Below are 22,192 nucleotides of genomic sequence, written 5' to 3'. Positions count from 1 at the left end.
GTATAATTTAAAGAACGTAGATTTTATTTATAAAAGTCTATGTTCTTTTATTTTATCCTAGGATATCTTTTAAATAATTTCAAGTAAATTATTTTCACCTCAACTAGTATACATAATATGATTTATATGAAATGTATTTTATTTTTATTTAAATTTTTTGATTTAAGAAATAATTGAATATGATAGCATTATTTGAAACTTTCAAAACCTTAAATTTTTTATTTTAATATATAATGCAAAAAGATTCTTTAAAACCAGATAAACTTCAGTTTTATAGTAAATTTGTTATATTATATTAAAATATGGATAGGCTTTAACAATTTATTTACTATTATTTACTTGTGTAAGTCTTGCAATATTGTTGGATAAATGGCAGAAATCTTTACAAAGTGACAACTTTGTGATAAATTAAAGTTGTTACTGTTTTTTAAAAGGAGGGATTATGTTGATAGAATTTAAAAATGTAAGTAAAACTATAAATAATAAACCTATTATTAACAATATAAGTTTAAATATAGATAGAGGAGAATTAGTAACTTTTATCGGTCCAAGCGGTTGTGGAAAAACTACTACTTTAAAAATGATCAATAAATTGATAACTCCAAGTTCAGGTGAAATTTTTATAAATAGAAATAAAATTGAAGAGGAGGACACCATCAAACTTAGGAGAAATATAGGCTATGTAATACAACAGACAGGTCTTTTTCCGCATATGACTGTAGCTGAGAATATATCTTTAATACCTAATATTGAAAAAATGGACAATAAAAAAATTCAGGAAAGGATGGAAGAGCTATTGACTCTGGTAGGTATGTCTCCTAAGGATTACATGCATAAGTATCCCAATGAATTAAGTGGAGGACAGCAGCAAAGAGTTGGAATAGTAAGAGCACTGGTTATGAATCCGGATATAATATTAATGGACGAGCCTTTTAATGCATTGGATCCAATAACAAGAGGTCAACTTCAAGATGAAATATTTAATATTCAACAAAATTTTAAAAAAACCATTGTTTTTGTAACGCATGATATGGATGAAGCATTAAAACTTGCTGACCGTATATGTATTATGGGAAAGGGTACTGTGCTACAATTTGACACACCGGAAGAAATATTAAAAAATCCGGCTAATGATTTTGTAAGGGAATTTATTGGAGAAAACAGAATTTGGAATCAACCGGAGTTTATTAAGGCAAAGGATATCATGATAAAAAATCCAATAAAATCAAGCGGTGAAAGAACGGTAGTACAGGCACTTGAAATAATGAAATCAAATCATGTAGATAGTTTGCTTGTAGTAAATGAGAATAATAATCTAATGGGACTTGTTACTTTGAAAAAGATCAGACTTAATATTGATAAAAATAAGAGATTAAAGGATATTATGGAGACAGATGTAATAACAGTAAGTTTTGAAGATTCTATAATAAATGCTTTAGAAAAAATGGAATATAACAAAAAAGGATATATTCCTGTTATAGATGACAAGTCAACTTTAGTAGGGCTTATTACAAGAAGTAGTCTTTTATCTGTAATGAGTAATCAGTATATTAATAAGGATGTGGATGTTTAGTGAATACTATAAGTAACTTTTTTCAATTTGTAATAGACAGAAGATTACAAATATACAATCTTTTTATAGAACATATACAGTTGACCATGTTTGCAGTTTTAATATCTGTAATAATAGGAATTCCCCTGGGAATGTTTATAATAAGAAACAGGAAACTTTCCGCCGGGGTAATTGGAGTTGCAAATGTTATACAATCTATACCTAGTCTGGCCTTACTGGGTTTTTTAATTCCGGTACTAGGAATAGGAAGTAAACCTGCAATTGCGATGGTAGTTTTATATTCCCTTCTTCCAATTATAAAAAATACTTTTACCGGACTTACTAACATAAATGGATCTGTAATTGAGGCTGCAGAGGGACTTGGACTTACCAAAAGTCAGATTTTAATAAAGGTTAGACTTCCTCTTGCAATGCCAGTTATAATGTCTGGTATAAGAATATCGGCAGTTACTGCAGTGGGACTTATGACCATTGCGGCCTTTGTAGGAGCTGGAGGACTAGGATATCTGGTATTTTCAGGAGTACAGACTGTTAATAATAACATGATTCTGGCAGGGGCAATTCCAGCTTGTTTTCTGGCTATATTCTTTGATTTTATTATAGGAAAGATTGAAGATATAGTAACGCCTAAAGGTATAAAAGTTTCACATAAAAAATCCAAGAAAAAAACTAATAAAATTATTACTAAAATATTAAAGAATAAAAAACCTGTTTTAACAGTAGTAGCTTTATTGATATTGGGTATTGTTGTATTTATGACATATAGTGGATTAACTAGAAAAACCATAGTGGTTGGTTCAAAAAACTTTAATGAACAGATAGTACTTGGAAATATGGTTTCTTCTTTAATAGAGTACAATACGGATTATAAAGTAGATAGAAAGTTAAATTTGGGTGGCAGCAGTGTGGTTTTTAGTGCCATGAAGTCCGGTAATATAGATTTATATGTGGAATATACAGGTACAGGACTTGTTAATATAATGAAACGAGAATCTATAAGCGATGCAGATCAGGTTTATGATATAGTAGAAGATTATTTTAAGAAAAACTATGGTATGCAGTGGCTTAAACCCTTAGGATTTAATAATACCTATGTACTGGCGATGAAAAAAGAGATGGCAAGTAAATATAATATAAATACCATATCGGATTTGACAAAAATAAGTAATAATATAAATTTAGGTTGTACTATGGAGTTTGCAAATAGAGATGATGGATATCCGGGACTTCAAAAATTATATGGATTAAATTTTAAAACTGTAAAAGGTCTAGATGGGGGGCTTAGATATTCTTCTCTTGAAAATGATGAAACTCAGGTAACAGATGCTTTTTCTACAGATGGGCTGCTTAAGAAATTTGATTTGAAACTTCTAAAAGATGATAAAAACTTTTTCCCTCCTTATTATGCAGTTCCTTTGGTAAGAGAAGATGTGTTAGAAAAGTATCCTGAAATTAAACCATTACTCTTAAGTTTAGAAGGAAAAATTACGGATGATGATATGAGAGAAATGAATTATAGAGCTGATAATGGTGAAGATCCTAAAGTAATAGCAGAAGATTTCCTGAAAGAGAAGGGATTAATCAAATAAGGTGCTGATGAAGCATCATAGAAGTATTAGATATAATGTTTGGTAAAGATGGTTTTTGCCGAACATTATATTTTTATATATGTATGGAATTAAAATGGAAGTTCTGAATTTCAAAAAATATGGAATATGGGTTATAATATAATCTATAAATATAGAATTCAGGAGGATGTTATGAATATAAAAAATGTAGCTGTACTTGGTACCGGTACTATGGGAAATGGAATAGTTCAGCTTTGTGCGGAAAGTGGATTAAATGTGAATATGTTCGGGAGAACTGATGCTAGTTTGGAAAGAGGGTTTACAAATATAAAAAGTAGTCTCAAGAACCTTGAGGAAAAGGGAAAAATAAAAGCCAATATATCAAAAGAAACATTAAGAAGGATAAAGGGTGTTAAAACTATTGAAGAAGCGGTAGAAGGCGTCGATTTTGTAATAGAATGTATAGCTGAAGATTTAGAACTTAAACAAAAAGTATTCTCTAAGCTGGATGAAATATGTGCTCCTGAAGTTATCTTAGCTTCTAATACTTCAGGACTTAGCCCCACAGATATAGCAATAAATACAAAGCATCCTGAGAGAGTGGTTATTGCTCATTTTTGGAATCCACCACAGTTTATACCATTGGTAGAAGTGGTACCGGGAAAACACACTGATTCCAAAACCGTGGGTATAACTATGGATTGGATTGAGCATATAGGTAAAAAGGGGGTTAAAATGAGGAAAGAATGTCTTGGATTTATAGGTAATCGTCTCCAGCTTGCATTGCTTAGGGAGGCATTATATATAGTTGAACAGGGATTTGCAACGGCAGAAGAGGTAGATAAGGCTATAGAATATGGTCATGGAAGAAGATTACTAGTTACGGGCCCTATATGTAGTGCGGATTTAGGAGGACTTGATATATTTAATAATATATCTTCCTATCTATTTAAAGATCTTTGCAACGATACTGAACCTTCTAAGCTTTTAAAAAGTAAGGTGGACAGTGGTAATTTAGGCAGCAAGACTGGAAAAGGTTTTTATAATTGGACACCAGAATTTTTACAAAAAAAGCAAAATGAAAGAATCCAGCTGCTCATGGATTTTTTGGAAAAAGATAAAAATAATAAATCCATTGAAAGGAATATGTAACATATGGGAAGATATGTCATAGTGTGTGCTATAGGTGGCGGTGCATTAAAATTTCATGAGAAATTAACTAATGATGTCTGTTATAAATTCAATAAAAAACGTACTAAATTACCGGCCCATTTTACAATAAAAGCCCCTTTTGAAACTGATAAAATTGAGGATATAACAAATATTTTAAATAAATTTTCTAAGAGTAATTATAAGTCACCAATAAAAATTGAAGGTTATGGAACATTTAGAGAAGATGTAGTTTATATGGATATAAAAATGTCATCACAAGCTAAAAAAGTCCACGATGATTTTATAGATGAATTAGAAAAGGTACCATGGATAAAGTTCAAACATAATGAAGGAAAAAATAAAGTTTTTCATTGTACCGTAGTATCTAAGAGAATAAAGGATAGATTTAAAGAAATATGGGATTATGTCAATAAATATACCTGTAATTTTAATGAGTATTTTGATAATATATCCCTTTATCAGTGGAAAAATAATACATGGATACTAATAAAAAGATATAATCTTAATGACAGCTAAAGAACAATATAAGTGCAGTTTGTCATCAAGATTAATTTTAATAGGGCTTACAAAACCGGATCCTTAAATTTAGATCGAAATGTTGACTTTGTAATTTAAAATTACTCCCCTTCAACTGATTATTAAGTTTTTAATTTCTTATTTGTATGTTATTATAAAATTTAATAATTGCCAATTTAAATTATAGAAATTTCTTTTAAGAAATTTCTATAATTTAAATTTTAAAATCAGATTAGGTTATTTAATCCAAAGGTTTAAATTTAGCTTTACCTACGCCACAGACTGGACATTCCCAGCTCTTAGGCAGATCTTCAAATAATGTACCTGGTTCAACACCAGAGTCAGGATCTCCAACTGCGGGATCATAAATAAATCCACATACAGAACATTGATATTTAGGAGCATCTTTTACAGGATTATTTTTATTTGCTGCATGAGTTGGTGAGGTTTGTGGAGATTTACCACGTTTTACATCCTGGTAATATGCATATGTCATAGGATCTATATCTTTTATTAATTCTGAATTAAGTACTTTTCCAACGAATATAGTGTGGGTATCTATGTCTATTTCTTTTTCAACTTTTAATTCAATCCATGAAGCGGCATTGTCAAGAACTATTGGAACGCCACTTGCACCTGTTTTGAAGGATACTCCAGAAAATTTATCAGTAGTTCTTCCTGATTTAAACCCAAACTTACCTACAAATTCTAAAGGAGTTTCCGTGGAAAGGGCAGATACCCCTATTAACTTGCTTTTTTGTATATATTCATGAGTAAGATTTTGTTTATTAATACTTACAGCAATTCTAGCTGGATCTGATGTTATTTGAAAAACTGTATTGGCAATTTGTCCATTTTTCTTACCTTCAGAGATAGAGCTTATAACATATAAGCCGTAACTTAGTTTATAAAATGCTTTATTATTAATCATAATTCATATACTTACATAATATTAAAATTTAATATTAAAATTTAGTATGTAAGTAATACCTCCTCTCATTTACATATTATTTAAAGTAGTGTATTAAAAGCAGTATTTGGTTACTTCCCCCCTTTTTTTATGTGAGATAAGTTTTTATATAAAATGTTTTCTTAAATAAATTATACACCATAAAAATTGTTTATTCAATAGTTTTTATAATTTTTTAATAACTAATTTCAAGCAATAATCATTATTTGAAATTAGTTATGTTATATACTTATATATTATCTTGATCTGTTAGAATTATAGGTTCATTTTTTGTGATGGCAATAGTGTGTTCATATTGTGCTGATAAGCTGCCATCAGCAGTACGTGCAGTCCAGTCATTAGGATCTAGTAGGGTCCTATAGGTTCCTATATTTATCATAGGTTCTATAGTAAGTACCATTCCTTCTCTAAGCTTTAGTCCTCTACCAGGTTTTCCATAATGGGGTACTACCACATCATCATGCATTACTTTACCGATACCATGTCCTGTGTAATCTCTTACTACAGAATATCCTAAAGATTCTGCATAAGTTTGTATAGTGTATCCTATATCCCCTATTCTATTTCCAGAAAGGGCTTTTTCTATACCTTTATAAAGGCATTTTTTTGTAACTTCCATAAGATTTTTAGCTTCTTCTGAGATTTTTCCTACTGAATAGGACCATGCAGAGTCAGCTAACCATCCATTTAGGTTTACGACCATGTCAATGGTCACAATGTCTCCTTCTTTTAAAGGTTTATTTGTGGGAAAACCGTGACAAATTTCATTGTTTACAGAAGCACAGGTTGCATAGGGAAATCCCATATAACCTTTCTGTTCTGGTTTTGCGCCATGTTCTTTTAGATATTTTTCTACAAAAGAATCTATTTCCATAGTAGTTAAACCTGGTTTTATTATTTTTCTGATTTCCTTATGACAGGATGCTAGTATTTTTCCAGCTGCTGCCATGTAGCTTATTTCCTTATTAGTTCTTATAGCTATCAATATTTTCCCCTCTATCTTAAAATTTATAATATTTACTCCATTTTAACATATTTATAAATAAAAAATAATATTATTTTTTATTTATATCACAGTAAAAATTTATATCTATATTTTTTTCTATTCCTATTTTTTTGTCTAAAATATTTTACTTACCTGCCTAATAATCGCTTGATTGTTGATTTTATAAATATTAGCTATAATTATAGGTATTAAACAATAGATTCAATATAAAAAGTTATAGTATAGATCCTTTTAAGATTCAAGTAGAGAAAAGCATTTCTTATAACAAATTCTATCTGAATCTAATGTTACTTGATTAGAAAAGGAGTGGATAAATGTACAAAGTGGATTTAAATTGTGATTTGGGAGAAAGCTTTGGGGTCTACAAAATAGGAAATGATGAAGAAATATTAAAATATATTACTTCTGCTAATATTGCATGTGGATTTCATGCAGGAGATCCTAAAATAATGCATGAAACTGTAAAGATTGCACTATCAAATAATGTGGCAATTGGAGCCCACACTGGATTTTTAGATTTGGCTGGATTTGGAAGACGTAATATTAGTGTATCTTCTGAGGAAGTTTATGATATGGTGGTGTATCAAATAGGGGCACTTTATGCTTTTGTAAAATCTGAAGGAGGTGTTATGCATCATGTAAAACCTCATGGTGCACTTTATAATATGGCTGCAAAGAATAAAAAACTTGCCAGGGCTATTGCAGAAGGAGTATATAGTGTGAATCCTGAATTTATTCTCTTTGGATTATCAGGAAGTGAGCTTGTATCTGAAGGAAATAGGATAGGACTTAAAACAGCTAGTGAAGTATTTGCAGATAGGACTTATCAATTAGATGGTTCGCTTACACCTAGAAGCCAAGGTAATACTGCAATAATTACAGACAGTGATGAGGCAGTAAATAGGGCTTGTCGTATGATAAAAGATGGATTGGTTATGTGTCAACAGAAAAAGGACATTAGAATAAAGGCAGATACCTTATGTATTCATAGTGATAGCCCGCAATCATTGATTTTTGCACGTAAAATCAATGAATATCTTAAAAATGCAGGCATTCATATAGAGAAGGTAACATAGAAATAATTTAAGTTAGGGTGATTATGTGTATAAATTTATAAAAATTATTATAGGAAGAAATTTTTATGGTTCATTATAAGTTTAAGTGGAATATTTTCCCTATGGGTGAGTCTGCAATTTTAATAGAGTTTGGAAAGGAGATTAATAAAGACATTCACAAAACAGTTAGAATGTTTGGAAAATACCTTGATAAACATCCTTTTAAAGGAATGATAGAATATGTGCCTGCTTTTTCAACGGTTACTATATTTTACGATATAATGAAAGTAAGAGTTAGAGAAGTCAATAAAGGAAGAAGAAAATCTTCCTATGAAATAGTTTCTTTGTTGATTAATGATATGCTTGCTAATTTTAATGTATGTATAAATGAAAATATAGATGAAAAAGTGAGGATTGTGAAAATTCCTGTATGTTATGGGGGAAAATTTGGACCAGATCTCCACTATGTTGCTGAATATAATAAAATTTCTGTAGATAGGGTAATAGAACTTCATTCTAATAATGATTATATTGTATATATGATTGGATTTGCCCCTGGGTTTCCTTATCTGGGAGGAATGTCTAAGGAAATAGCTGCTCCAAGGTGTAAGTCACCCCGTAAATCAGTTTCAAAAGGTTCTGTTGGAATTGCAGGAATGCAAACAGGTGTTTATCCAATTAGTACTCCAGGAGGATGGCGAATTATTGGAAATACACCGAAAGTATTGTTTTCTCCTTCTAAATGTCCGCCCAGTATTCTACGTTCAGGTGATGTGGTGAGATTTTATCCTATTTCTCCTGATGAATATGATAAATATAGGGAGAGTGAGAAGTGAACATAAGTGTTTTAAAATCAGGATTTCTTACAACCATTCAAGATTTAGGAAGGGTTGGATATCAAAAGTATGGAGTTATAGTGGGTGGTGCCATGGATACCTATGCATTGCGTGTAGGAAATATTTTAATTGGCAATAAGGAAGGAGAAGGAGCACTGGAAATTACGCTAATTGGACCTTATTTAAGTATGCCAAAAGGCACTCTTTTTTCCATAACAGGAGGGGATTTTTTACCAACCATAGATGAAAAAACTGTACCTATGTGGAGACCTGTATATTTAAATAGAGATGCTATATTAAAATTTAGTAATTGTAGATTAGGCTGTTATGGCTATTTATGTGTTGCAGGAGGATTTGATGTACCAGAAATTATGGGAAGTAAAAGTACATATATTAAGGCCAAAATAGGGGGTTATAGTGGTAGAGCTTTGAAAGAAGGTGATAGAATTAATCTCAATCCTCCAGAAGTACAGTCAGTTAATATTATAAATACGTTGTGGAAAAAATCCGCATCACAAATATTTACTACAGTCAATTGGTATGTAAGAGGATATAAGGAGGAAAATTCCGCACATAGTTTTATAAGAATTGTTAGAGGAAGGAATTTTAAAGATTTTACTGAAGGGAGCTTAAAGAGATTTTTTCACGATCCTTTTAAAATTTCCCATCAGTCCGATAGAATGGGATACAGGCTGTTAGGGCCTACATTGAAATTGAGAAAAACTTTTGACATGATTTCTGAAGCAGTTTCTTTTGGCACAGTACAAATTCCTTTAGATGGCAATCCAATTATACTATTAGCGGACAGACAGACTACAGGAGGATATCCTAAAATTGGAGAAATAGCTTCTGTAGATATTGGGAAAATTGTAAGAATGAAACCCGGTGAAAAAATTATATTTAGAGAAATTTCTTTAAAAGATGCAGAAAGTTTGTATTTTAACAGAGAAAAGTATATAGGTGATTTAAAGAAAGCTATATATTTAAAAAATTCTATTAATTTCGAAATATAATTGCATACTACTATTTCTATTAATTTTTTTAATATTCAGTTGACTTATTGAGATCTTTAAGATATAATATAGCTAAGGAGAAAGTAAAAAGTTCTTCTTGAAAATCCTAGCTCATAATTTAATGTAAGTTGAATTGTTAAATACTTTAAAAGATAGTTAGGGTAAGAAATACAATTAGTTTATTTGTAAGTAGAATTTTATATTTACAAAAGTTACTGTTGTATGCAAGTGTTAGTCTGTTAGAGATTAATTATTAGTAGAATGTGTTCCTATGAGACATCCGATTTATAATATTTAAATTACTATAATTTTTTATGAAGTGCTTAATATTACTAAAAGAGTAACCGAAAAAGAAAGGTGATAAAAATTCAAGTAGAACCGAGTTTTTTATGTGAGCTAGGATTTTAGCCACCATTTAGTGTCATTTAGCTAAGTGGTGGTTTTATTTTTCGGAATAAATCAAATGATTCTTAGGTTCAGGTGGAGTTTCCTCATAAGGAATACTTTTTTCTATCTGAACCCCTAGAAGAATTTATCTAGGGGCGCAGCAGTGCTCATCTCCCCACTTTGAAGAAGATGAAGTGCTAGCTAATCGCCCCTTTTGGATAAAAATTTTGTGTTGAATTATGCATATTTATAGATCTAAAAAAACATATATGGTAACATATGATAATGTAATTTAAGAATGGGGTATCTAAAAATAAACAAAAATTATAAAGATATAAATGTAAAGAAGGAGGTCAAATATAGTATATGTCTAAAAAAATATCATTAGAGTACAAGCTTATTATTATATTAATATTAATTGTCTGTATACCGCTTTTATTAATATCTATTACGAGTTTTCATATGGCATCAAAGCTGGCATATAATAAAACAAGTCAGCTTACTATGGAAATATCCAATGAAAAATCCTCATTTATAGACTTACATGTCAATTCAATAAAAAATTCAATACAAGCCTTGGCCATTAATGAGACTATAATTAATAGTAATGAAGATGGCATGATTAATGAACTTAGAAGTATAACTGATAGCAATAAAGATATAATGCAGTCATATGTAGGAGATGAAACAAAAAACTTTACAATATACCCCTTAACTGAATTACCTGCTGGATATGATCCCACCACTAGAGATTGGTACAAACAGGCCATAGCCTTTCCAGATAAGGTATTTATAACTAAACCTTATAAAGATGCTGTCACAGGTAAAATTGTTATAACTGCTGCAAAAAAAGTACAATCTAGTAATGGAAAGACAACGGTGGTAGGTATAGATATTGATATATCTACTTTATGTAATAAAATAGCATCTACTAAAGTTGGGGAAACAGGGTATTCCATATTAGCTTTGTCTGATGGTACAATTATTGCACATAAGGATAAGAATAAATTAATGACCAATATAAAAAAAGAAATTCCATCTGCACAAATAATTTTAGATAAAAAAAGTGGAGATTTACAATATAATGATGGAAAACTTTTAAATATAGTGGGATTCAACCAATCTAAAGAAACAGGGTGGATATCCATAGCGGTTCTTCCGGAAAGTGATTATATAGGAGAGCTGAATTCAATTATAATGACGATTTCAATAGTTTTAGTTATTATAATCGCAGTAGTTATTATATGTGGAATAGTTATTGCAAAATATGTAACTAAACCTCTTTCGAGAATACAGGCATTTGCAAAACGTCTTTCTGTCTGTGATTTTAGTACTCCTATACAACTAAGAAGGCGGGATGAATTTGGACAAACCGCTCAATTGCTTAACACTGCACAAAAAAGTGTTAAAGAACTGATAAAGACCATAATGGATAATTCTAGGGATATAGCTTCTTCCAGTGAAGAGCTTTCTAATTCGGTGGAAGAAATAACATTAAAATTTAAGATTATAGATGGTTCAATAAATGACATGGTAGCTTGTTCTCAGGAAGTTACATCATCTACGGAAGAGGTAACTGCATCTATAGAGGAAATAGATGCAAATGTAAATGAATTATCAAATAAAACTGAAAATGGAAATAAAAATGCAAATGAGGCTAAAACAAGGGCACTTTCCATAGAAGAGAATGTTAAAAGTGCAATAGAGGAGTGTAGAAATATTTATAAAGAGCAAGAAACAAGAATATTAAAAGCCATTGGTGATGGAAAAGTGGTTGTAGAAATAAAGGAAATGGCAGATATGATATCAAGTATTGCAGAACAAACCAATTTACTAGCTTTAAATGCATCCATTGAAGCTGCAAGAGCAGGAGAACAGGGCAGAGGATTTGGTGTAGTTGCACAAGAAGTAAAAGTTCTAGCAGAACAATCTTCTGAAATAGTTTCTACTATACAAAATACCGTAATAAAAGTTCAAGAAGTTTTTAAGAATCTCTCAAATGCGAGTAATGAATTATTAAAATTTATTGATAAAAATGTGAATATACAATTAGATAATTATTCAAATACAGGAGATCAATACTTTAAAGATTCTGAAATCACTTATAATATTTCTAAAGATTTAGCCTCGATGACAGAGGAAATAAAAGTTACAGTAGATGAAATAACTAATGTTATAAATGGTGTTTCTGAAATTGCACAAAAATCATCGGAAAGTACTAATGAAATTAGGAGTTCTATAAATTATGTAACTCAAGGTATTGTACAAGTTAGTAAAACTGCAGAAGAACAATCTCATTTGGCACAAAAGCTTGATGAAATTATTCAAAAGTTTAAAGTTTAGTTTTAGCTTAAAAATTTTCTATGTAGGTTGTGATTTTTTACATAAATTTAAATTTATATAATTATTATATTGACAAAAAATTTTTCAAGTAGTATAGTAATAAAAAGTGGTATATTTGACAATAAGTACATCTGATTTTACATTTTTTATGCTATTAGGTTAATTATGAATCTAATATATAGAAAGTGTAAGATTAATTTAAATTATGTCAAAAATATTAGTTAGTTCACTAGAGATACCAGAGGCTAGTTTTACTTTATAATAAAACTAGCCTTTTTAATTTATCCGAACGCTACCAGTGCTAATACTCCCATCTTCTTTAAAGCTATACATTACACATAAGTTTGGGAATTAATTGATAAGTAACGTATACAGAGACAAAACATACATTTGAACATTCATAAATAAATATATTAATATGCATATAGGATTGAATAGTTTAGGGGGTTTATATGCATACTAATGATTGGATACTAGAGGAATTTAATGATGCACCTTTTGCAGATAATAGACTAAATAAGAGGTTAATCAAAATAGCTAATTGTTTCTACGAAAACCCCGAAAGTTCAATACCTCATACATGTAAAAGCTATGCAGGAACACAGGCAACATATAGATTCTTTAGTAACAATAGAGTTAAACCGGAGGTAATCCTAATGAGTCATAGAGAACCTATAATTATTTTCATATTTAGCAAGGGTATCCAATGCTTTCTGCTTATCATACAATTTAATACTTGCCCCACTCTTGCCTTGCTTAATTTCTTGTATTAAACTTCCATCAACTTCCGAGATTTCTTTAAAATCTATATAGTTAACTTTTTTCATACCTATATATAGCTTAGAAGTTAACGCTAATTTTATTAGCCGCAGTCCTTAGACTTAAAAATTTTATCTACTTCTTAGTGTTTAAAGTAAATTTTCGGTAAGTAATAAGTATTTAAACCTTATGTGAATATAAATTCAATTCAAAATGTTTTTATTACTATTTTTTGAAAATACGATATAGTATACATATTTTATAAATTTCTCTATCAATCAAAACTCCCTTGCATTACATCCCTCTAAAGTAGTACAAAGGAGTTTTAATTAAAAATAAGTAAATAATTTAGTAATAAAAGTTCTAACTTTTTATGCTGTTCACTGAGATATTACGTAAGTTTTTTCTCTTATAAATGCTTAGTATAAGCCCAACTGCTGCCATTTGCGTTATTGATGCTGTTCCTCCAAAACTTATGAATGGAAAACTTACTCCCATAATAGGTAAAAAGCCTAATATTATAAGTACATTCCATGTGAATTTTACTAAAAAAATACACATAAACCCTTGTATAATGAGACATCCAAAGCTATCCTTAACTTTTTTTGAAGCTAAAAACATACGTATTATAAATATAAAAGCAAATCCTATAACAGTAATTCCACTTATCCATCCAAAGGTATAAACTATATATGTAAGCACGAAATCATTTTGAACTTCTGGAAGAATTTTAGTAGGAAAAGTAAATCCCTGTCCATAAAGGCCTGCTATTTTCAAAAGTCTCCCTATTTGAAAATTAAAATATCCCGCTCCAATTATATCCTTATTTGGAAATAAAATGGCTATTGATCTTCTTACTGGATATGACTCTAAAACAATAAAATAAACACTGCTTACCAAAACCATACCAATAATAGTTAGAATATGTTTTAATTTTGATTTTACTAAAATCATTAAAGCTAAAAATAATGCCAAGTAAGTTATGGAACATATCATTGTCCCTAAAAGTATATACAATACTAATGGCAGAAAGACCATTATAAATCCATAGATAGCCTGTTTTATATTATTCCAATCTAACTTCTCTAATATTTTAGAAAGGGCAATGGCGTATAAAAATAGACTCAATTCTGTAATATCCATTCTAAAGACTCCTAAGTTAATCCATTTCTTGGTGCCGTTTACAGTAGACCCTATGACTAATTGAAGAATTAATGTTAATGTTATTGCAATATAAATAATCTTAGTATATCGCTCTATCACGCTATAGTTGAAAAAATATAATACTACCATTATACAATATCCCAACATATTAAATATTATATTTTTATAAAAAATACTCGTGCTTGAGGATATATTTTTAGTTGCAATGAAATAAATAGTAAGCATCCCTACAAGTGATAGTAAAATTGTCAAAAGTATAATCCATACTTCTTGAGCTACTTTATGACTTTCATTCAATTGCTTTCCTATGACTTCAGCATCCCCCATTTGTAAAATGGATTTTTCTATTGCTTCTTTCTCTTCCATACCATCTGCTATCATGTCTTTAATTTTTTCTTGGAAATGATCTAATAGTTCCTCCCTTATTTCATTATGGGCCTGTTTACATCTGACATGACTGCAAATTTTATTGATATAATCATCTATTTTAGAATCTCTTATCCCCATACAATTCCCTCCCAGATAACTTTATCTACAGCTGAACGGAATACCTTCCATTCTTCTTGCTTTTCTTTCATATGCTCTCTTCCAGATTTAGTGATTCTGTAATACTTTCTTTTTCTTCCATCCTCAGTTTTCGTCCAATGGCATTCTACCATTCCATCTCTTTCTAAAGAATGAAGTATAGGATATAAAGTTCCTTCCTTGAAAGTGAATACACCATCTGACTTTATTTCTATCTCCTTTATCATCTCGTAGCCATACATAGGCTTATGATCTAAAAGTGTTAAAATTAAAATCACTGTGCTTCCTTTCATCAATTCTTTATTGACTGTCATTTTATCACCTCCAATTGGGATATATAGGTTTAATATATATCGGATATCTATGTATAAATATATACTTATTTTCTACTTAATACAAGATAGATTATATAAATTTTTATTATCCCTGCTTAGGGAATTTTCTAACTAAGTTTAAATTTTATTGACATACCTCGAGTATCTATGTATAATTTAACACATAGATACTCAAGGTATTAATAATTTAGGAGATGCACATTCTGAATTTTAATAAAAGTCTCATAGTAGGGAGTACGATGCTTATGGTTTTACATTTGGTTAGTATTTGGGAAACATGCAATCATTCTCACAGTTGTTGCAATAAAAGGACATTTCAATTATGAGATCAGTGTCATGATATTTAGAACATTAAACTTAAATAGCACTTATGGATTTTACTTGTCAGTTGGAATAATTGTTTGTTTAATAATTAATTTTAAATGTTTCAATAACAATGGATTATGTTAATAATATAGATTGCAACCTATCATTTGTTTCCTTTGAGGGTTGTTCTTATCAGTTTGAAGGAGAAACTTGATTGTGTCATCAGATAGCAGCTTAATCCATCATAATTAGTAACATAAAAATGAGCTTATTATGAAATAAAAATATGTAGTGTCATTTGATGGCAGTAACTATAAAGAGTTTAGTATGATTTTAAGGAGAATAAATATGAAATCACAGATAAAGGACAATGGAGTGGTCAAAAGGAAAACTCTAAAACGAAAAATCAAGATATTAATATGCATATTATTAGTATTAATACTTGGAATTGTGTATGAACAAATCGGAGAACTTTTGGATAGTAGTCGGTTTCCACCACCAGGAAAAATTATAAATGTAAATGGACATAATATGCATATTTTTGCAGAAGGAAAAGGTAATACAACAGTAGTTTTTGCATCAGGGTGGAAAATACCATGCCCATATGTTGATTTTTATCCACTATATAGTGAAATATCAAAACATACAAGAATAGCCGTGTATGATAGACCAGGATATGGATGGAGTGAGGAGGCAAATACTCCTAGAGATATTGATATTATAGCAAAGGAAATGCATGAGTTGCTTAAAAAATCGGGTGAAAGAGCTCCGTATATACTTGTTGGACACTCCATAGGGTCACTTGAAGTTATAAGATTTGCTCAATTATATAAAAATGAAGTTAAGGGCGTTGTTTTGATAAATGGATCAAATCCTGATATGTATTCAAATGCGGAAAAACCATCAGTACTCGTTACTCTGCGTACATCAATATTTAATAATTCAATTTATTTATTTAATAAAAGTGGCATAGCTAGATTACTATTAAATTTAATACCAAATTTTTATTCTTCAACTGTATTGGTTACTGCAAGAAATAATTTTCAATTTGCTCCAGAAAATTTTAAAAAGCTTGATGCTGCTATGTTCCTAAAAACCTTTAATAATAGGAATCAAGTTAATGAAGCTAAGAATAAAGAGGTAAACGCTAGTAAAGTAGCCTCAAATGGCTATATAAAAGATATACCTCTCAGAATAATCACATCTGAAGAAACAAATAGTTATAAAGAAGCTGGAAAAAATCAACGTAATTTGAAAAAGTGGTCTGCAGATAGCAAGCAAATTATTGTGAAAGGAGCAGGACATGCCGTTCATTGGGGACATTCAGAAGTGATAAATAAAGAGATATTGGATTTATTAAGCAACTAATAGTAGTGATAGTAAACTGGACTTAAGTCAATATGGAGTAGAAGAAGTATCTATGGTTATTAGGAACAAATTATATGTAATATTAGAGAGTTTACTACTAAGTTACAACTGTTTTTAAATAAAAGTTAATAGTATAAATGAAAGGCTTATTTATATAAATATTTTTACTTTGATCTATTTACTGTATGAATTTACTTACATAATGCCTTAAAGCTATAATCTAATATAGGATAAGGCATAAGTGAATAAAAACATCATTTTGTTTAGTTTATGGAAATTACTTTACACTTTATGTAGGTTTTAAACAAAGTGTAATTTAATCAAAGAGAAACTTTGTAAATGGTATGTTTACAATTAATTAAGTTGAAATGGTAAGTTACAATATCAATTTGTGAATAGCTATATTTTAAAAGAGGTTTATAAATGGACTTAGAAACAAAAAAAGATAAAAGAAAAATCAAACTAATAAGCATAAAACGATTTAAAAAGTATGTATTTAAAGCTTTAATTTGTATAGTTGTTATTTTATTAATTGGTTTTTCATACGAAAAGATTGGTGAATATAATGATACCAATAACTACCCTCCAGTGGGAAAAATGGTTACTGTAAATAATCATAAAATAAATGTTTACAGCAAAGGTAATGGTAATGTTACTGTAGTTTTTTTATCAGGCATGAAGACCCCAAGTGCATATGCAGATATGTACCCCCTATATAACGAAATTTCAAAATACACTAAAACAGTTGTTTATGACAGGCCAGGACATGGATGGAGTGAGATAACAGATAAGCCAAGAGATATAGATTCTATTGTAAAGGAAATGCACACTGCATTAATAGAATCAGGACAAAAACCTCCATATATATTAGTAGGCCATTCATTAGCATCTTTATCAGTAATAAGATTTGCACAAACTTATGAAAATGAAGTATCTAGGTTAGTGTTAATAGATGGTGTTTCTCCTGAGTCTCATGCTAAAAATAGTTTAGTAATTCCTAATAGTACAGTATTTAAGTATAAGTTACTAAAGTCTATAGGCATAGCAAGGTTAGTACTTTACCATACAGATTATTATTCAAAAAATCTTAACTTTCTGCCTGATAATTTAAAAAAATTATATTTAGGAATGATTCTAAAAACCATGTATAATAAAAACATTATTGATGAAGGTATTATGGAAAGCACTGGTTCAAAAATTATTTTAGCAAACGGTCATTTAGGGAATGTATCACTTAGAATATTTACTTCTGAAAGTAATAGTTTAAATACAGAATGGGAAAATAGCCAAGAAGCCTTGAAAAAATGGTCTACAGATAGTATGCAAATGGTTGTTAAAGGTTCAACACATACTATACACCATACTTATCCTGATGTTATAAATAATGAAATAAAAAAATTGATAAAAAGTCAGATATAGAATGTATCTAAGTTTAATGCAAGTAAAATATCCATTAATACTATAAAATAAACTAAAGTCTACTTGCAATTTTCTTATTTAATGATTTAACTATAAAAATCGAATAATTCACTGCAACACCGTACTATTCAAATTGAATTTTTTGAATTTTGCGGTGTTTTTGCATCTTTTTTATCCCACGTATCTTTTCTATTTTTTTAATTATCGTATGATATGAGAATTTGTTTGTGGATAAGCTCTTAATTTATTCCCGAATGAGAATATATCCTCAAACTAGGTAAATTTTATAGATTTTAATTTATCGCATCCTAGGTACAATATTCATCACACGTACTTTATTATTCATAATCAAAATAAACTTGAATATATTTTAATATTAAATATATATCATTAGCTTGGGAGAGGCTTTATTTATGGAGAATGAAAATAGCTGTCCAATGAATTTGGAAAAAGAACTTAGTGCAAAAAGGTTGGCTAAGGAAGCAATATACCTAATTAAAAGTAGACAGGCAAAAAAGTTAAATTCTATATGGCTGGAGGTTACCGGATGTTCGGGGAATATTATTTCTTTTTTAAATAGTGTAAATCCAGGACTCAATTATATTTTAAATGAATTAGTTAACTTAACATACAATAACACACTGATGACATCAGAGGGAGAATTTGCTTTTGAGGCTTTATTAGATACTTTGAATACTGAATTCATATTGTTAATAGACGGAGCAGTGTCTACTAAAGAAAATGGCATGTATAATATAATAGCTCATTACAAGGGAAAGCCTGTCACAGCCTTAGATGCGGTAAAGATGGCAGGTGAAAAAGCCAAATATGTTTTAGCAGTAGGAACTTGTGCATCTTATGGTGGCATTTCTGCTGCAAAGCCTAATCCATCTTTGAGTAAAAGTGTATCTAATATATTAAATCGTGAAGTTATAAAATTACCTGGTTGCCCTTGTCATCCGGATTGGGTTGTAGGTACTATTGCGCATTTAGAAGCTTTTGGAAAACCCCAATTAGATGGTGAAGGAAGGCCAATTTTATTTTATGGAGTGACTATCCATGACAGATGTACAAGGAGAGGTTATTTTGATAAAGGTATTTTTGCAAAAAAATTTGGGGAAGAAGGTTGTATGTTTAAATTGGGATGTAGAGGACCTGTGACTAAAACAGATTGTCCAAGAAGAAAATGGAATGCATATGTAAACTGGCCTATTGAAGATAATACTACATGTATTGGATGTGCCAATTCAAGATTTCCAGATGGAATGGAACCTTTTGTAAGATATTAGGAGGAGTCTATGAAAAAAACTATTACAATTGATCCTATAACAAGAATTAGTGGCTTTTTAGAAACTAAAGTGGAAGTTGAACAAAATGTAATTATTGATGCAGAAACCAGCGGGCTTTTATTTAGAGGTTTTGAGAAGATGCTCAAAAGTAGGCAGCCCTTAGATGCCATATATTTTACTGAAAGAATTTGCGGCATATGCTCTACAGCACATGCCATGGCTTCTACACTGGCATTAGAGGATGCATTGAAGATTAATGTAAATGTAAATGATATGTATATACGAGATTTAATGCATGGTTTTGAATTCATACAAAATCATTTGAGACAATTTTATAATTTGACTATGCCAAGTTATGTAAAAATGCCTAATATTAGTCCACTATATTCAGAGCAATATGATGATTACAGACTTTCAGAAGCTGAGAATAAAAAATTAAGTGCTCACTATATTGAGAGCATAAAATACAGTAGATTAGCCCATGAAGGTTTAGCTGTGTTAGGTGGCAAAGCACCTCATTCCCATGGTATTTTTGTTGGTGGGGTTACGGTAAATATAGACTCATATAAGTTGGTAAAAATTCAATCTATAATAGCTAAATTAAGAGAATTTATTAGTAATGTTATGATGGAAGATATAAAAATAATTTCTAAATATTATCCGGACTATTTTGAAATGGGGCAAACTTATAATAATTTTATGAGTTATGGTATTTTTAATCATTACGCTGAACCTGAAATAAGTTATGTGAAACCGGGTGTGTTAATTGATGGAAAGAAACAAAACTTTGATAGCAGTAAAATTACAGAAAATATACTGCACAGTTGGTATGTCAGTGATAAGCAGAATGAGAATCCATCAGAAGGTAATATTGATGAAATTGATTTAGCTAAGAAAGAAGGATACAGTTTTATAAAATCACCTAATTATGGTGGATACTCTATGGAAGTTGGACCTTTGGCTAGATTAATACTGGCAGGTGAATATAATGGCGGCAGCTCCTGTATGGATAGAAATGTTGCAAGGGTACTGGAAACTAAAAAGATAATAGAAATTATGGGGGGCTTGTCAAGACACATCAAACTACTTCCTAATAATCAGAAAGTATATAGTATTCCAGATGAAAGTTTTGGTGCAGGGTTAACTGATACTACAAGAGGAGCATTGGGACACTGGGTCAAAATAGAAAATAAACTTATAAAATACTACAATATTATAACCCCAACAGTTTGGAATATAAGTCCTAAAGATGAAAATGGAAGGTTTGGAATTGGAGAAAAAGCATTGGTCGGAACTAAAATAAGAAATATAAAAGAACCTATAGAAGTGGGAAGAATTTTAAGATCTTTTGATCCTTGTGTTTCTTGTGCAACTCATTTAATAAGCAATAAATGTGAACTTGCTTCTGTAAAGGTGCTGGTATGAAGGTAAAAGTTATGGCGATTGGAAACATTTTAATGGAAGATGATGGCGTTGCCATTATAGTTTTAGAAAAACTAAGAGAAAATTTTGTGAAAAATAATATAGAAGTCATAATTGGAGAAACAGATTTTGAGTACTGTATTTCTTTAATAGAAGAATGTGACTTCATATTTTTTATAGATGCAGCTTACTATGGTAAAAATCCAGGAGAGCTAACAATAAATTCGCTGGCTGAATACCAGTATGACAAAAAATATTGTACACAGCATAGTTACAATGTAATAGATTTAATAAAATCATATTATAAAACTGTTAATGGATATATTATAGGTATTGAAGTAGGTAAGGTTAGTTTTAAACTTGGTCTTAGCAGAGAGATTGAGGATAATATTAATATAATTTCAAAAAATGTTTTTAAAGAAATCATATCTAGGTTACCCTGTGAAATTTAGGAGGATAGATAATTGGATTCTCATACTATTCAAAAGTTATATGGCATTAACAAAAGAATTAAGTACTATGCATTTTGCATGATTGCAGTAAGTTGTCCATATATTAAAAATTATTACGGTGGTCTAATAAAAAATGAAGCAGAAAAATTAAATGAATTAGTAAATACAGCCTTTAACAGCAGTAAATTTAGACAAAATAAAAGGCAATTTACTCTTGAGGAATTATCAAAATATAATGGGGCCAATGGAGCCCCTGCATATGTAGCTGTTAATGGTATAGTATATGATTTAAGTTTAGTTCCCTCTTGGGGCGGAGGAACCCATTTTGGCTTATATGCAGGAAAAGACTTGACAGGTCAATTTACTGCATGCCATAAAGAAAATACAAGAATATTAGAAAATTTACCTAAAATAGGGGTTATAAAAAAATAATTAGAGAGAGGGTTTTTTATGCATGATACTATATTGTTAAGTAAAATATCACAGAATTTAAGTAAAATCTGTAAGGAGGAAAAAATTTCAAAGATAAATAAAATGTCTATTATTGTAAATAAAGATAGCCATATTAATGATAATAATCTACTTCAATATCTTAAAAACTATAATGAAAATTTAATAGATACTTGTACACAGATAAGCATTGAAATTGGAGACTTACCAGATCAAACTGCTATCATTAGGAACATAGAAGGTGACTTAACTGAATAACGAGC

20 protein-coding genes and 1 pseudogene are annotated in these 22,192 nt (G+C 29.9%); 16 read left to right on the top strand and 5 right to left on the bottom strand.

Translation table 11 applies throughout. From position 1 onward, the window contains the following. Nucleotides 1-445: 445 nt before the first annotated feature. The 4 genes from AB3K27_RS15325 (at nucleotide 446) to AB3K27_RS15310 (ending at nucleotide 4,830) form a co-directional block, all read left to right on the top strand. Complete coding sequence (locus tag AB3K27_RS15325; RefSeq protein WP_368491256.1) at nucleotides 446-1,573, top strand: betaine/proline/choline family ABC transporter ATP-binding protein; 1,128 nt, start codon at nucleotides 446-448, stop codon at nucleotides 1,571-1,573. Then, nucleotides 1,573-3,162, top strand: a complete 1,590-nt coding sequence (locus tag AB3K27_RS15320; protein ID WP_368488265.1) for a glycine betaine ABC transporter substrate-binding protein — start codon at nucleotides 1,573-1,575, stop codon at nucleotides 3,160-3,162. Before AB3K27_RS15325 ends, AB3K27_RS15320 begins: the two co-directional genes overlap by 1 nt. Nucleotides 3,163-3,333: 171 nt before the next feature. Then, the gene (locus AB3K27_RS15315) at nucleotides 3,334-4,293 is read left to right on the top strand and encodes a 3-hydroxyacyl-CoA dehydrogenase family protein (protein ID WP_368488264.1); all 960 of its coding nucleotides are present in this window, start codon (nucleotides 3,334-3,336) and stop codon (nucleotides 4,291-4,293) included. A 3-nt stretch (nucleotides 4,294-4,296) separates the two neighbouring features. Beyond that, on the top strand, nucleotides 4,297-4,830 hold the full coding sequence (locus tag AB3K27_RS15310) for a 2'-5' RNA ligase family protein (protein WP_368488263.1): 534 nt from the start codon (nucleotides 4,297-4,299) through the stop codon (nucleotides 4,828-4,830). A 241-nt stretch (nucleotides 4,831-5,071) separates the two neighbouring features. Here the strand turns inward: AB3K27_RS15310 and AB3K27_RS15305 are convergent, their stop codons facing one another. Together AB3K27_RS15305 and map are read right to left on the bottom strand one after the other, a co-directional pair. Further along, nucleotides 5,072-5,761 (bottom strand): flavin reductase, encoded by a 690-nt coding sequence (locus AB3K27_RS15305; RefSeq protein ID WP_368488262.1) that lies wholly within the window; start codon nucleotides 5,759-5,761, stop codon nucleotides 5,072-5,074. Nucleotides 5,762-6,029: 268 nt separating this feature from the next. Then, nucleotides 6,030-6,785 (bottom strand): type I methionyl aminopeptidase, encoded by a 756-nt coding sequence (map, locus tag AB3K27_RS15300; RefSeq protein WP_368488261.1) that lies wholly within the window; start codon nucleotides 6,783-6,785, stop codon nucleotides 6,030-6,032. 335 nt (nucleotides 6,786-7,120) lie between these two features. Here map and AB3K27_RS15295 point away from each other — a divergent pair, with 335 nt between their 5' ends. The 5 genes and pseudogenes from AB3K27_RS15295 to AB3K27_RS15275 form a co-directional block, all read left to right on the top strand. Next, the gene (locus AB3K27_RS15295) at nucleotides 7,121-7,882 is read left to right on the top strand and encodes a LamB/YcsF family protein (protein ID WP_368488260.1); all 762 of its coding nucleotides are present in this window, start codon (nucleotides 7,121-7,123) and stop codon (nucleotides 7,880-7,882) included. Between the two features lie 65 nt (nucleotides 7,883-7,947). Continuing rightward, complete coding sequence (pxpB, locus tag AB3K27_RS15290; protein ID WP_368488259.1) at nucleotides 7,948-8,697, top strand: 5-oxoprolinase subunit PxpB; 750 nt, start codon at nucleotides 7,948-7,950, stop codon at nucleotides 8,695-8,697. Next, nucleotides 8,694-9,710 carry a biotin-dependent carboxyltransferase family protein gene (locus AB3K27_RS15285; RefSeq protein ID WP_368488258.1) on the top strand — a complete coding sequence of 339 codons (1,017 nt, stop codon included), beginning with the start codon at nucleotides 8,694-8,696 and terminating at the stop codon, nucleotides 9,708-9,710. The genes pxpB and AB3K27_RS15285 overlap by 4 nt, the downstream gene beginning before the upstream one ends. A gap of 753 nt (nucleotides 9,711-10,463) precedes the next feature. Further along, the gene (locus tag AB3K27_RS15280) at nucleotides 10,464-12,440 is read left to right on the top strand and encodes a methyl-accepting chemotaxis protein (RefSeq protein WP_368488257.1); all 1,977 of its coding nucleotides are present in this window, start codon (nucleotides 10,464-10,466) and stop codon (nucleotides 12,438-12,440) included. Between the two features lie 452 nt (nucleotides 12,441-12,892). Further along, nucleotides 12,893-13,066 (top strand): annotated as a pseudogene (locus AB3K27_RS15275) (transposase); the annotation flags it as partial. A gap of 27 nt (nucleotides 13,067-13,093) precedes the next feature. On the opposite strand, the gene AB3K27_RS15270 reads toward AB3K27_RS15275, so the two are convergent. The 3 genes from AB3K27_RS15270 to AB3K27_RS15260 form a co-directional block, all read right to left on the bottom strand. Continuing rightward, nucleotides 13,094-13,267, bottom strand: a complete 174-nt coding sequence (locus tag AB3K27_RS15270; RefSeq protein WP_368488256.1) for a terminase small subunit — start codon at nucleotides 13,265-13,267, stop codon at nucleotides 13,094-13,096. Between the two features lie 295 nt (nucleotides 13,268-13,562). Continuing rightward, nucleotides 13,563-14,870: an FtsW/RodA/SpoVE family cell cycle protein gene (locus AB3K27_RS15265; RefSeq protein ID WP_368488255.1), complete on the bottom strand. Its 1,308-nt coding sequence runs from the start codon at nucleotides 14,868-14,870 to the stop codon at nucleotides 13,563-13,565. Then, nucleotides 14,861-15,202: a PadR family transcriptional regulator gene (locus AB3K27_RS15260; RefSeq protein WP_368488254.1), complete on the bottom strand. Its 342-nt coding sequence runs from the start codon at nucleotides 15,200-15,202 to the stop codon at nucleotides 14,861-14,863. The genes AB3K27_RS15265 and AB3K27_RS15260 overlap by 10 nt, the downstream gene beginning before the upstream one ends. A 675-nt stretch (nucleotides 15,203-15,877) precedes the next feature. Here AB3K27_RS15260 and AB3K27_RS15255 point away from each other — a divergent pair. The 7 genes from AB3K27_RS15255 (at nucleotide 15,878) to AB3K27_RS15225 (ending at nucleotide 22,187) form a co-directional block, all read left to right on the top strand. Continuing rightward, nucleotides 15,878-16,897: an alpha/beta fold hydrolase gene (locus AB3K27_RS15255; RefSeq protein ID WP_368488253.1), complete on the top strand. Its 1,020-nt coding sequence runs from the start codon at nucleotides 15,878-15,880 to the stop codon at nucleotides 16,895-16,897. 423 nt (nucleotides 16,898-17,320) lie between these two features. Next, nucleotides 17,321-18,316: an alpha/beta fold hydrolase gene (locus tag AB3K27_RS15250; protein WP_368488252.1), complete on the top strand. Its 996-nt coding sequence runs from the start codon at nucleotides 17,321-17,323 to the stop codon at nucleotides 18,314-18,316. 413 nt (nucleotides 18,317-18,729) lie between these two features. Then, nucleotides 18,730-19,605 (top strand): hydrogenase small subunit, encoded by an 876-nt coding sequence (locus AB3K27_RS15245; protein ID WP_368488251.1) that lies wholly within the window; start codon nucleotides 18,730-18,732, stop codon nucleotides 19,603-19,605. Between the two features lie 9 nt (nucleotides 19,606-19,614). After that, nucleotides 19,615-21,030, top strand: coding sequence for a nickel-dependent hydrogenase large subunit (locus tag AB3K27_RS15240; protein ID WP_368488250.1), 1,416 nt, complete (start codon nucleotides 19,615-19,617; stop codon nucleotides 21,028-21,030). Continuing rightward, entirely contained in the window at nucleotides 21,027-21,479 is a 453-nt protein-coding gene (locus AB3K27_RS15235) for a hydrogenase maturation protease (RefSeq protein ID WP_368488249.1), read from the top strand. Before AB3K27_RS15240 ends, AB3K27_RS15235 begins: the two co-directional genes overlap by 4 nt. Before the next feature lie 12 nt (nucleotides 21,480-21,491). Continuing rightward, nucleotides 21,492-21,911, top strand: coding sequence for a cytochrome b5 domain-containing protein (locus tag AB3K27_RS15230; protein WP_368488248.1), 420 nt, complete (start codon nucleotides 21,492-21,494; stop codon nucleotides 21,909-21,911). A gap of 18 nt (nucleotides 21,912-21,929) precedes the next feature. Next, entirely contained in the window at nucleotides 21,930-22,187 is a 258-nt protein-coding gene (locus tag AB3K27_RS15225) for a hypothetical protein (RefSeq protein ID WP_368488247.1), read from the top strand. Nucleotides 22,188-22,192: the final 5 nt, after the last annotated feature.

Source organism: Clostridium sp. BJN0013 (assembly GCF_040939125.1).
Classification (GTDB): Bacteria; Bacillota; Clostridia; order Clostridiales; family Clostridiaceae; genus Clostridium_B.
Note: the sequence above shows the minus strand (reverse complement) of the source record. Positions and strands in the feature narration are given on the sequence as shown.

What these genes read in the sequence shown, in the direction of transcription:
- AB3K27_RS15255 (WP_368488253.1), top strand. Translation starts at nt 15,878, where the DNA reads ATGAAATCACAGATAAAGGACAATGGAGTGGTCAAAAGGAAAACTCTA.
- AB3K27_RS15295 (WP_368488260.1), top strand. Translation starts at nt 7,121, where the DNA reads ATGTACAAAGTGGATTTAAATTGTGATTTGGGAGAAAGCTTTGGGGTC.
- AB3K27_RS15280 (WP_368488257.1), top strand. Translation starts at nt 10,464, where the DNA reads ATGTCTAAAAAAATATCATTAGAGTACAAGCTTATTATTATATTAATA.
- AB3K27_RS15315 (WP_368488264.1), top strand. Translation starts at nt 3,334, where the DNA reads ATGAATATAAAAAATGTAGCTGTACTTGGTACCGGTACTATGGGAAAT.
- pxpB (WP_368488259.1), top strand. Translation starts at nt 7,948, where the DNA reads ATGGTTCATTATAAGTTTAAGTGGAATATTTTCCCTATGGGTGAGTCT.
- AB3K27_RS15245 (WP_368488251.1), top strand. Translation starts at nt 18,730, where the DNA reads ATGGAGAATGAAAATAGCTGTCCAATGAATTTGGAAAAAGAACTTAGT.
- AB3K27_RS15240 (WP_368488250.1), top strand. Translation starts at nt 19,615, where the DNA reads ATGAAAAAAACTATTACAATTGATCCTATAACAAGAATTAGTGGCTTT.
- AB3K27_RS15270 (WP_368488256.1), bottom strand. Translation starts at nt 13,267, where the DNA reads ATGAAAAAAGTTAACTATATAGATTTTAAAGAAATCTCGGAAGTTGAT.
- AB3K27_RS15250 (WP_368488252.1), top strand. Translation starts at nt 17,321, where the DNA reads ATGGACTTAGAAACAAAAAAAGATAAAAGAAAAATCAAACTAATAAGC.
- AB3K27_RS15305 (WP_368488262.1), bottom strand. Translation starts at nt 5,761, where the DNA reads ATGATTAATAATAAAGCATTTTATAAACTAAGTTACGGCTTATATGTT.
- AB3K27_RS15310 (WP_368488263.1), top strand. Translation starts at nt 4,297, where the DNA reads ATGGGAAGATATGTCATAGTGTGTGCTATAGGTGGCGGTGCATTAAAA.
- AB3K27_RS15265 (WP_368488255.1), bottom strand. Translation starts at nt 14,870, where the DNA reads ATGGGGATAAGAGATTCTAAAATAGATGATTATATCAATAAAATTTGC.
- AB3K27_RS15225 (WP_368488247.1), top strand. Translation starts at nt 21,930, where the DNA reads ATGCATGATACTATATTGTTAAGTAAAATATCACAGAATTTAAGTAAA.
- AB3K27_RS15235 (WP_368488249.1), top strand. Translation starts at nt 21,027, where the DNA reads ATGAAGGTAAAAGTTATGGCGATTGGAAACATTTTAATGGAAGATGAT.
- AB3K27_RS15260 (WP_368488254.1), bottom strand. Translation starts at nt 15,202, where the DNA reads ATGACAGTCAATAAAGAATTGATGAAAGGAAGCACAGTGATTTTAATT.